The organism is Curtobacterium sp. A7_M15, assembly GCF_030705415.1.
Classification (GTDB): domain Bacteria; phylum Actinomycetota; class Actinomycetes; order Actinomycetales; family Microbacteriaceae; genus Curtobacterium.
Map to the genome: position 1 here is coordinate 1 of NZ_JAUZED010000110.1, position 11,759 is coordinate 11,759.

At 71.8% G+C, this 11,759-nt stretch carries 7 protein-coding genes and 1 tRNA gene; 7 read left to right on the plus strand and 1 reads right to left on the minus strand.

Going from position 1 to position 11,759, the window contains the following annotated elements; all coding sequences use genetic code 11:
- Window positions 1-103 precede the first annotated feature (103 nt).
- The 6 genes from Q7F20_RS15480 (at window position 104) to Q7F20_RS15505 (ending at window position 7,695) form a co-directional block, all read left to right on the plus strand.
- Window positions 104-176, plus strand: a tRNA-Val gene (locus Q7F20_RS15480).
- 84 nt (window positions 177-260) lie between these two features.
- Window positions 261-1,787, plus strand: a complete 1,527-nt coding sequence (locus tag Q7F20_RS15485; RefSeq protein ID WP_305740964.1) for a DUF3375 domain-containing protein — start codon at window positions 261-263, stop codon at window positions 1,785-1,787.
- The gene (locus Q7F20_RS15490) at window positions 1,784-2,581 is read left to right on the plus strand and encodes a DUF4194 domain-containing protein (RefSeq protein WP_305740965.1); all 798 of its coding nucleotides are present in this window, start codon (window positions 1,784-1,786) and stop codon (window positions 2,579-2,581) included. Before Q7F20_RS15485 ends, Q7F20_RS15490 begins: the two co-directional genes overlap by 4 nt.
- Window positions 2,578-5,952 (plus strand): ATP-binding protein, encoded by a 3,375-nt coding sequence (locus tag Q7F20_RS15495; protein ID WP_305740966.1) that lies wholly within the window; start codon window positions 2,578-2,580, stop codon window positions 5,950-5,952. The genes Q7F20_RS15490 and Q7F20_RS15495 overlap by 4 nt, the downstream gene beginning before the upstream one ends.
- Before the next feature lie 279 nt (window positions 5,953-6,231).
- Entirely contained in the window at window positions 6,232-7,143 is a 912-nt protein-coding gene (locus tag Q7F20_RS15500; protein WP_305740967.1) for a glycoside hydrolase family 16 protein, read from the plus strand.
- Window positions 7,144-7,404: 261 nt separating this feature from the next.
- Entirely contained in the window at window positions 7,405-7,695 is a 291-nt protein-coding gene (locus tag Q7F20_RS15505; RefSeq protein ID WP_305740968.1) for a hypothetical protein, read from the plus strand.
- Between the two features lie 158 nt (window positions 7,696-7,853).
- On the opposite strand, the gene Q7F20_RS15510 is transcribed toward Q7F20_RS15505, so the two are convergent.
- Window positions 7,854-9,308, minus strand: a complete 1,455-nt coding sequence (locus tag Q7F20_RS15510) for a peptide MFS transporter (RefSeq protein WP_305740969.1) — start codon at window positions 9,306-9,308, stop codon at window positions 7,854-7,856.
- 214 nt (window positions 9,309-9,522) lie between these two features.
- On the opposite strand from Q7F20_RS15510, the gene Q7F20_RS15515 reads away from it, so the two are divergent.
- A complete protein-coding gene (locus Q7F20_RS15515) occupies window positions 9,523-11,619 on the plus strand; it encodes an acyl-CoA dehydrogenase (RefSeq protein WP_305740970.1) in 2,097 nt (698 codons plus the stop codon).
- Window positions 11,620-11,759 lie beyond the last annotated feature (140 nt).

The window sequence follows — 11,759 nt, forward strand, 5'->3', positions numbered from 1 at the left end:
GCCCGCAGCGCCGCGGCACCCCGCGCGCGCCACACCCGGGCCGCGCGCCGTGTTCGGCACCGGCCCCGGCATCCGCTACTATCGACTGGCACGCACAGTGCAGGGGCGATTGGCGCAGTTGGTAGCGCGCTTCGTTCACACCGAAGAGGTCATCAGTTCGAGTCTGGTATCGCCCACCCACCTGCAAGAGCCCGGCGCAACAGCGTCGGGCTCTTCGCATCTGTTGAGACAGTCACCAGCACGATCGGACGAAGGGGCGCATGACCGACGTCGACCTCGAGTTCGCCCGGGTCCGAGCAGTCCTCGACCGTCCGACCCTCCGGCTGATGTCCCGGCCGACGAGCGCCGTCGTCCTCGCGGTGTTCCGCACGGTGTTCGACCGCGACGTCCAGTACGTCCCCGCGGACCGCATGCACCTGCAGGTCGAGGAGCACGTCGCGCGACTGCAGGCCGCCGGCGCGCGCACCCCCGCGAGCGAGCAGGCGGAGCAGCCCGAGCAGGACGCCCGACCGAACGGCCGCGCCCTCTGCCGCGAGTGGGTCGCCGCACAGTGGCTCGTCCGCTCGAACTCCCCCGACGGCGACGAGCAGTACTCCCTGACGAGCCACGCCCTCGAGGCGCTGAGCCTGGTGGACGCACTGAGCGCCGACCGTGCCCTGATCAGCGAGAGCCGCCTCGCGATGATCGTCGACGCCGTGCACCGCTGGGCCGCCCGCGCCGAGCCGGACCCCGACGTGCAGATCCGCCGCATCGACGCGCAGATCGCCGAGCTGCAGGCCGAGCGGGAACGACTCGGACGCGGCGACGTGGACACCGTGGACGACGCCCGGATGCGCGACGGGTACACGAACATCTCGGACCTCATCCGCCAGCTCCCGAGCGACTTCAAGCGCGTCGAGGAAGCCGTGGCGACGATGCACCGCTCGATCGTGGAGGACTTCCGGCAAGAGGTCCGCCCGATCGGCGAGATCCTCGACGACTACCTCGCCCGCACGGACAACCTCATGCAGGCCACCCCCGAGGGTCGTGCCTTCGAGGGCGCGTTCGAGCTGCTCCGCGACGACGCCCTGTTGCTGCGACTGCGAGACGACATCGCGACAATCCTGGCGCACCCGTTCGCCGACTCCCTCGGTGCCGCCGAGCGCCGGGCCTTCCGGAACACGGTCGTCATCCTCCGGCAGGGCATCGAGGACGTCCTCGCCCAGCGGCGGCAGCTCACCGCGACCCTGCGCGACCAGATCGTCGCGCACGACGTCGCCCGCGACCGCGAGCTCGACGCCGTCATCCGGTCGATCGAGCGCGGCCTCGCGACCTGGATGGAACACGGATCGGCGCGGGACCGCCTGCCGCTCGGCCTCCTGCCGGCGACGGCCGAGGTCGGGACGCTGCGGGAACGGTTCTACGACCCCGACGCCGAGTCCGTGCCGCCCGCGATCGAGGAACCGGACGACGACGTCTTCGAGGAGCTCGACGTCGAAACGCTCCGTCGACACGGTGGACCGCTCCTGACCGAGCTCCGCGCCGCACTGCGCTCGGCCGAGGCCGACTCCAGCGTGGACGCGTTCCACGGTCTGCCGCCGGAGCAGCGCCGCCCCGTCGAGCTCTTCGGCCTGGCGCACCTCCTCACCGGCCGCGAGGACTTCGAGTCCGCAGCGCGCCTCGCCGCGCACCGCACGGTCCGGCCCGACGGCAGCACCGTCACCTTCCACATGCCGACGGCAGCGCTCACCGACGAGCACCGCACGTCCGACACGACGAACGACGAACACGCACAGGAGGCACGGTGAGCGACACGACGCCGGCACCGGTCGACGACACGGTCCCCTACGACGACCCCGCCACCGTCCCGCAGGACGACGAGCGCGACGAGACGAGCTTCGCCCTCTTCGAGGGCGACGAGGGCCGCCTGGACGACCGGCAGCGCCGCGCCCTGGTGGCCCTGCTCCGCAACCCCTACGTGAGCGCGCGGACGCACGCCGACGAGTGGCGTGCCGTGCTCGACGCGGAGCACCAGCTCCGCTCGCGCCTGAACGACCTGTTCCTCGAACTGCACGTGGACCCCGACCGCGAGGTGGCGTGGAAGCGCCAGGCCCGCTCCGAGAGCCAGCGTCGTGGCTTCCCCACCCTGCTGCGCGACGTCCCGTACACGCGCGAGGAGACGATCGTCCTCGTCTACCTGCGCATGCGACTCCGCGCCGACACCCGCCCGGGTCCGGACCAGGTGGTCGTCGACCGCTCCGAGGTCCTCGGGCACGTCGCCGGGTTCCGCCCCGCGACGGCCACGGACCGGACGCGTGACGAAGGGCGCGTGGCGAAGGCCATCGAGCGTCTCGTGACGGCCCGGATCCTGCTGAAGACCAGCGACCCGGACCGGTTCCGGATCGCGAGCGTCGTCGAGGTGCTGCTCCCGCTGGAGCGCCTGGTCGAGCTGGACGCCTGGCTCCGGACCGCCACCGCCCCGGACGACGCGACCACGGCGGTGGACGCGACCACGCCGGACGGTGCGCCGATCGACGGGGACGAGCCGTCCCTCCTGGCCGACGAGACCGACACCGACGACGAAGGCGAGACGGAAGCGTGACCGACACCTTCGAGATCCCGGCCCTGTTCGACACCGTCGCGCAGTGGCGCGCCGAGTCGATGCAGGTCGTCAACTGGGGTGGCTTCCACGGCCACCGACAGGTCGAGCTGTCCGGCACGGCGACGCTCATCTCGGGCGCGTCCGGCACCGGCAAGTCGACGCTGATGGACGCCTACCTGGCCGTCATGATGCCGTCCGACGTGCCGTTCAACGGCGCCTCGAACGACGCGACGACGGGTCGGGCGCGCAGCGCGGACCAGCGGAACCTGCTGACGTACCTGCGCGGCAAGGTGGACACCCGCCGCGACCCCGAGTCCGGCGCCCTGCGCGACGTGAACCTGCGCGGCGACGACCAGACCACCTGGGGCGCCGTCGCGGTGACGTTCCGGAACGACGACGAGCGCCGGTTCACGGTGCTCCGTGCCTACATCGTCCCGAAGCGTGCACGGGGCGTCGGCGACATCCAGATGACCATGGCGACGGTGGACGACACGTTCGACCTGCGCCGGCTCGAGGAGTTCGTGCCGTCGCGGTTCCACCACCTCGAGCTCACCGGCCGCGTGCCGGGGCTCGTCATCCGCGACACCTACCAGGAGCTCGCGTACACGCTGCAGACCCGCCTCGGGATCGGCGACTCCGGCGGCGGCAACCGGGCGATGCGCCTGCTCGCCCGCATCCAGGCCGGCCAGCACCTGCCGACCGTCGACGCGCTCTACAAGTCGCTCGTGCTCGAGACCCCGGGCACGTACGAGGCGGCCGACCGTGCACTCGCGCACTTCTCGGCCCTCGACGAAGCGTACGAGGCGATGGACACCGAGGAGCGCAAGGTCCGCATCCTCTCCCCCATCACCGAACTGCACGCCGAGATCGCACGCGCCCGTGCGGCCGCCGACGCCCTCGACGGCATCGCGACCGGCGCCGAGGTGTCGCCGTTCGCGCACTGGACGGCGTCCCGGAAGCGTGCGCTGCTCGACGCCGAGGTGGACCGCAACAGCCGGGAGCGCACGGCGTCGCGCGCCGAGGTCGCCGCTGCGGAGGCCCGGCACGCAGCCGTGGAGATCGAACTCCGCGACGCCGAGGCCCGTCTGCGCGACCAGGGCGGGAACGCCCTCGCCCAGCTCGAGGACCGCATCGACCGCCGGACCCGGGAGCGCGACGCCGTCGTGCGGACCCGCGCGACGTTCGACGAACGGACCGCGGTGCTCGGGCTGTCGGCGTCGCTGTCGTCCGAGCCGGACTTCACCAGCGCGCAGCGCGCGTCCCACGACTTCCTCGGCACGTACGCGGCCGCCCGCTCGGCGCTGGACGAGCGCCGCGACGGCCTGACCCGTGAGGAGTACCCGCTCCTCGACCGTGAGCGGTCCCTCCGCCAGGAGCGCCAGTCGCTCGAGCACCGGCAGGGCGCCATGCCGCTGCCGATGCACGAGGCCCGGCTCGCGATGGCCCGTGCCGCCGGCATCGACCCGTCGGAGCTGCCCTTCGTCGCCGAACTCCTCGACGTGCTGCCCGGCGAAGAGCGCTGGCGCACCGCCATCGAGTCGGTCCTGGCGCCGGTCGCCCGCACGCTCCTGGTCGACCAGGACCGCCTCGCCGACTTCAGCGAGGCGATCGACGCGCTCCGCCTGCCGGTGCGCGTGCAGTTCGAGGGCGTTCCCACGGGGCCGCACATCGACGTCGACGGCGACCCGTCGATGGTCTCCGGCAAGCTCGCGATCAAGTCGTCGCCGTTCAGCACCTGGGTGCGCGAACGCATCGAGTCGGACCGCACCGACGCGCGGTGTGTCACGTCCGCCGCCGAACTCGGCGGTGGGGGTCGGCGGGTCACCGAGTCCGGACAGCTCCGCGACGGTCGACGCGGCGCACACGGCGACCGACGGCAGGCGAACGTCATCGGCTTCACGAACGAGGCGCGCATCGCCTCCGTCGAGCAGGAGCTCGCCGCGATCGCCGAGGACCTCGCGACGCTCGAGGCCCGGCGCACCGACGTCGCGCAGGACATCGCCGCGCTCGACGTCCTCCGCGCCGCACACCAGCACGTGGTCGACGTCACGTGGGACGCGATCGACGTCGACGGACTCGAGTCCTCGCTCGCGCGCCTCGACGAGGAACGGCAGGCCCTGCTCGCCGCCGACGACGGGCTGCGGACGCTCCGTGCCGCGGTCACTCGACTCCGTGCGGCGCTCGACGAGGCGTCGGACCGACGAGCCGCGGTCCGGCAGTCGGTCGCACGGCTCGAGGAGCGGCACGCCGTGCTCGTGGACGGTCAGGACGCCGCAGCCGAGATCCTGGCGCGGTTCGACGACACCCCCGACGCCTTGCCGGACGACCGACAGGCGCAGCTCCTGTCCGAGACGTTCGAGGAGGTCGGCGCCCCGGACGGCATCGACGGGTTCGACGACGCCACCCGCCGACTGAAGCGTCGGCTCGAGGAGCGGCTGTCGCAGGCACTCGACGGCGCGGCCACGGCCTCGACCGCGCTGACCCTGACCTTCCAGCGCTACCAGGACGCCTGGCCGGACCCGAACCTCGGGACGGGCGTCGCGTCCTACCCCGACTACCGCGCCATCCTCGACCAGATCGTCGCGACGGGCCTGCACTCCCGCCGCAGCGAGTGGCGTCGTCGGCTGTCGCAGTGGAGCGGCGAAGACCTCGTCCCGCTCGCCGGCGCGTTCGACCGGGCCGTCGGCGAGATCGAGGAGCGGCTCGAGCCGGTCAACGAGATCCTCCGCGAGCTGCCCTTCGGCGCGAACCGCGACCGGCTGAAGATCCAGATCCGCCGGGTCACGCGCGAGGAGGTCACCGCCTTCCGCCGCGAACTCCGGGCACTCTCCGCCTCGGTCGACACCGAGCTGACCGACGACGTGCTCGAGACCCGGTTCCGCCGGCTCCGACGCTTCATGGCCGTCATCCGCCCCGACCCGTCGGTCCCGCGCGGCGGCCGGACCACCCAGCGGGACGCCGTGCTCGACGTCCGGCGGCACATGGAGATCACGGCCGTGCGGTACGACACCGAGGGCAACGACCTCGGTGTGTACTCGTCCCTCGGCGACAAGTCGGGCGGTGAGACGCAGGAGCTCGTGGCGTTCATCGTCGGCGCCGCACTCCGGTACCAGCTCGGTGACGAGACCCGGCCGCGGCCGCGGTTCGCGCCGGTGTTCCTCGACGAGGCGTTCATCAAGGCCGACTCGGAGTTCGCGGGGCGTGCGGTGACGGCGTGGCTCCGGCTGGGGTTCCAGCTCGTCGTGAGTGCGCCGCTCGACAAGGTCACGGCGCTGGAGCCCTCGATGGAGCGGCTGCTGTCGATGCGGAAGCACCCGGACACGGGGCACTCGTCGATCACCGAGATCGCGCGGGTGGCGGTGGGAGCGTAGGGGGGCGCGCGAGGCGGTCGGTCGCCGAGGTCGCAGGCAGCTGAGGTCGGGGTCGCTGAGGTCGCAGGTCGCTGAGGTCGCAGGTCGCTGAGGTCGCTCGAACTGCTGCTCGACCGCGGTGCCAGCGGCACTTCGCGCGACCTCGACGGCAGACGTGCGGCGTGTCCTGCGACCTTGACGGCAGGGCTTCACCCCCGGACTGGGGTGCCGTCGACAGCAGGCCGGTGGGCGCCCGTTGACTACGATCGCCTGGAGCTGCACCGACATAGGGATCCCACCTTGACCACTCGCACACGCACCACCGGAGCGATCGTCACGTGCCTCGTGATCGTCGGAGCGCTGGCTGCGTGTGCCCTGTCGTCTGCGGTCCCCGGATCGACAGTAGGGTCGACGACCTCCACGGCGACGCCGCCGGTCACGCCGACCCCCACACCGACACCGACGCCGACCCCCACTCCGACGCCGACGCCGACGCCGGTCTCGACCGCGATGCCGGTCGGTGACGTCGACTCGAACGGGCGCGTCTGGCGGCAGACCCTCGCGCAGGACTTCTCCACCCCCGCCCCACTCGGCACGGTCGCTGCCGTCTACCCCGGGATGAGCTTCTACGACGGCTTCGCCGACACCAGCGGGCTCGGCACCTACGCCCCGGACAAGGTGCTGTCCGTCGCCGACGGCAACCTCGACTTCCACTTCCACTCCGAGAACGGCCGGCCGCTCGTCGCCGCCGTGCTGCCGGACGGTTACGCGCCGCACACGACCGCGCGCGTCAGCATCCGGTACAAGACCACGGTCACCGACGGCTACAAGTTCGTCGGCATGCTGTGGCCGTCCTCCAACGACTGGAACGACGGCGAGATCGACTGGCCCGAATCGCTCACGCTCGGGGCGAAGCCGCGCCCCGCGTCGGCGATCCCGGGGACGATGGTGAACCGTCACATGCGGTACGACCGTTCGGTGCAGGTCCACGCGGACACCGACACCACCCAGTACCACGTCGCCACCACCGAGTGGGACAAGGGGATCGTCCGCTTCTACTGGGACGGGGAGCTCGTCTCCTCGACGACCGCGGCGGTGCCGACGAAGCCGATGCGTGTCACCCTGCAGGGCGAGACGTGGACCGACCACACCTCCGTTCCGGCGGACGCCTCGGGCCACGTGTCCGTCGACTGGGTCGCCATCTGGGACTGACCCGGTCGGGCCGGCACTCCGCCGTCCGCGACGGCCGGGTCGCACCGGCACATCGCCGTCCGCGACCGCAGAGTCACGCCGGCACGTCGCCGTCCGCGACCGCAGGGTCACGCCGCACGTCGCCGTCCGCGACCGCAGGGTCACGCCGGCACGTCGCCGTCCGCGACCGCAGGGTCACGCCGGCACGTCGCCGTCCGCGACCGCCCGGACGCGCCCGTCGGCTCGGAGCGGGTGGTCCGACGGGCACGGTACGGTGGGCCCGTGTTCGGACGCCGCTCCCCCAGCCCTCGCCCCGACGACCGGCCCGGCCTCGGCATCGGCGCCCTCGTGCAGGTCGTCGACACCGACCACGGCGGCGAGCAGTGGGCCGACGAGCCGATCGGCGTGATCGTGGCACCCGGCGGCAGCCAGCTCGGCGGCACGCAGCGCACCTGGACGGTCGCGTTCGAGGAGCCCGTGTACACGAAGGACGGCCGCGGCCCCTTCGAGCGCGCGACCGTCCTGAGTCGTCAGCTGGTGCCGGTCGAGCCGGCACCGGACACCGAGGGCTAGTACTCCTCGTTGCCGCTCTTCATCATGGCGGCGAAGGCCATGCAGACCCCCACGCCACCGAGCACGCCGATGCCGATGATGACGCCTGCGATGAGTTCGAGCATTGGTGACTCCTTGGTTCCGGGGCCGTCGTGGCTGGTCCCAGGCTACCGGATGCCCTAGCGGATGCCGCGCATGAGCGTGAGCACCGGCTTGGCGAGCAGGAGCAGGACGACCCCGACGGCGACGGCGACGAGCCCGAGGACCGCGAAGTACGGCGCCTCGTTCGAAGGGTCGTAGTACTGCGAGAGCAGACCCGTCACGGCGGTGCCGAGCGACACCGACAGGAAGAACAGCGCGACCATCTGCGTCTGGAACTTCGGCGGGGCGAGCTTCGTGGCGACCGATTGGCCGACCGGGGACAGCAGCAGCTCGGCGATGGTGAAGACGAGCAGGATGCCGACGAGGGCGAGCAGCGGCGTGCCGTTCTGCCCGGTACCGACGAAGGGCAGGAAGAGCAGGAACGCGACACCCATGATGCCGGTGCCGAGGGCGAACTTCGTCGGGGTGGACGGTTGGCGATCGCCGAGCTTCGTCCAGATCGCCGCGAACACGCCCGAGAGCACGATGATGAAGACCGGGTTGATCGACTGCACCCACGAGACCGGCATCTCCCAGCCGAACAGCGACCGGTCGAGGCGCTCGTCGGAGTAGACGGTGACGACGGTGAACTGCTGCTGGTAGAGCGACCAGAACACCGCGCTGCCGATGAACAGCGGGATGAAGGCGAGCACCCGCGACCGCTCCTGCCTCGTGATGCCGCTGGAGAGGATCACCACGAAGTACCCGATCGTGGCGAGGATGACGATCGCGACGACCACGGTCGGCAGGTTGTCGACGTTCAGGAGCCCGGTCAGGACAGCGACGACGATGATGGCGAGCGCCACGAGGACCAGCACACCGATGAGCGGGAGGCGGCGGCGGTCGACGGGGTTCGTGACGTGCCGCACCGTGTCCGGCAGCTTGCGACGCCGGATCGCGTACTGCACCAGCCCGGCCGCCATGCCGACGGCGGCCAGGCCGAAAGCGTAGTGGAAGCCGAGCGAACTCTGCAGCAGGCCGGTCAGGAGCGGACCGAAGAACGCGCCGAGGTTCACGCCGAGGTAGTAGAGCGAGAACCCGGCGTCGCGTCGGGGGTCGTCGCGGCTGTAGAGCCCGCCGACGATCGTCGTCGCCGTGGCCTTGAGCCCGCCGGAGCCGAGCGCGATGAGCACGAGACCGACGCCGACGCCCGCGACACCGGGGACGAGCGCGAGGCCGATGTGCCCGAGCATCACCACGATGGCGCTGCCGAACAGCGTGCGGTCCGCACCGAGCAGCCGGTCGGCGATCCACGCGCCGATGATCGTGAAGAGGTACACGGCGCCGCCGTAGGCACCCATGATTCCGGTGGCGACGCCCTTGTCGATGCCCAGTCCGCCCTGCGAGAGCGTGTAGTACATGTAGATGAGGACGATGCCCTGCATCCCGTAGAACGAGAACCGCTCCCAGAGCTCGACGGCGAACGGCGTCGACAACTCGAACGGCTGCCCGAAGAAGGTCCGCCCGCGTTCGGGCGTGGTGGTACCTGACATGCCGGACAGTCTGCCCTCGCCGGTCCGCTCACGCACAATCGTCTAGCCCTGCTCAAGAATTCACGGGCGCCCGGTTTGGAGGGTTCCCACCACCGCGGCGCACCCACGGGCCGCGGTGGTTGTCCGCCCCGGACGGCGTTCACGCGACTCGCGGGTCCGATCAATAGCGTGGATTCTGCAACACCGGACAGAGCAGTTCAGGAGGGCTCCGACCATGGTCGACACCGCACCCGTCCACAGCACCAGCACCAGCACGCCCAAGGCCGACGCCACGGGCGACCCCGCCTCGGCTACGCCCACCGGCGGGACGGACACCGACGTCCGGATCGACGTCGACCTGCTGGCCGAGCACCTGCTCGGCCGCTGGGCGGAGGACCGTCGGATCTCGCGCCGCCTCGCGCTCGACCCGGCGATGCACAAGGTCGAGGGCATGCCCTACGCCGACGCCCGCGCCCGCACGCTCGACCAGCTCCGCATCCTCGTCGACGCGGGCGCGATCCAGCGCCCCTACCCCGAGGAGTTCGGCGGACAGTCGAACCACGGCGGGAACCTCGCGGCCTTCGAGGAACTCACCACCGCCGACCCCTCGATGCAGATCAAGGCCGGTGTGCAGTGGGGACTGTTCGGCTCCGCCGTGCACCACCTCGGCACCGAACGGAACCACCGCGAGTTCCTGCCCGGGATCGTCTCGTTCGAGGTCCCCGGCTGCTTCGCGATGACCGAGACGGGGCACGGATCGGACGTCCAGAGCATCGCCACGCGGGCCACCTACGACCCGGCGACCCAGGAGTTCGAGATCCACACGCCGTTCCGCGGTGCGTGGAAGGACTACATCGGCAACGCGGCCCTGCACGGCAAGGCCGCGGTCGTCTTCGCCAAGCTCGTGACGCAGGGCGTCGACCACGGCGTGCACGCGTTCTACGTGCCGCTCCGCGACGCCGAGGGCGCGTTCCTGCCGGGGGTCGGCGGCGAGGACGACGGCTACAAGGGCGGCCTGAACGGCATCGACAACGGGCGGCTGCACTTCGACCACGTCCGTGTCCCCCGGACCAACCTGCTGAACCGCTACGGCGACGTCGCCGAGGACGGCACGTACTCGTCGCCGATCGCGTCCCCCGGACGCCGATTCTTCACCATGCTCGGCACGCTCGTGCAGGGACGGGTGTCGCTCGACGGCGCTGCGGTCGTGGCCCAGAAGATCGGGCTGCAGATCGCGCTGACCTACGCGGCACAGCGCCGCCAGTTCCCGACGGGCAACGGGACCGAGGGCGTCCTGCTCGACTACGGCCGGCACCAGCGGCGGCTCATCCCGCGCCTCGCGACGGTGTTCGCGCAGTCGTTCGCCCACGAGAAGCTCCTGCGCACCTTCGACGACGTGTTCAGCGGGCGCGAGGACACGCCGCAACGCCGCGAGGACCTCGAGACCCAGGCCGCCGCCTTCAAGTCGATGTCCACGTGGTCGGCCCTCGACACGCTGCAGGAGTGCCGCGAGGCCTGCGGCGGCGCCGGCTTCCTCGCCGAGAACCGCCTGACCGGACTCCGCGCCGACCTCGACGTCTACGTGACGTTCGAGGGCGACAACACCGTGCTGCTCCAGCTGGTCGGCAAGCGCCTGCTCATGGACTTCCGCGCGAAGGCGCCGAAGGACCCGGCCGCCACCGCGAAGTTCGTCGCGGCCCAGGCGGCGACGAAGCTCGCCGACGCGACGGGGCTCCGGCGCCTCGCGCAGACCGTGACCGACCGCGGTTCGCTCGCCGCGTCGGTCACGGACCTGCAGGACGCCGGGACCCAGCGCGACCTGCTCGCCGGTCGCGTCGACACGATGGTCACCGAGATCGGCCTGCGCCTCGCCTCGGCCGGCAAGGACCGTGCTCGGGCCGCTCGACTGCTCAACCGCTCGCAGCACGAGCTCATCGAGGCAGCCAAGGCCCACGCCGAGCTCATGCAGTGGGAGGCCTTCACCGACGCCATCGACGAGGTCCCGCCGGGAGACACGCGCCGCGTGCTCGTCTGGCTCCGCGACCTGTTCGCCCTCGGCCTGCTCGAGCAGCACCTCGACTGGTACCTCATGCACGGGCGCATCACGGCGCAGCGCGCACGGGCGGTCTCGGCGTACATCGACCGTCTCGTGGCCCGCGTCCGTCCGGTCGTCCCGCAGCTGCTCGAGTCGTTCGGGTACGAGCCCGGCCACGTCCGCGCCCCGATCGCCCTCGGTGCCGAACAGGCCCGGCAGGACGAGGCGCAGGCCTGGTTCGCCGCCGAGGCAGCCGCTGGTCGCCTCCCGGAACAGGAGAAGAAGCCCCGCGCGTAGCGCTCGCCCGGCGGACGGTCGGCCCAGGAGGAACGGGTCGCGCCGCCCCGCCGCCCCGCGTCCACCACAGGTCACCTCCACGGCGCCCCACGGCTCACCCCGTGCGGCACCAGCCGCGCCGCGGCGCGGCGCGGCCTCCG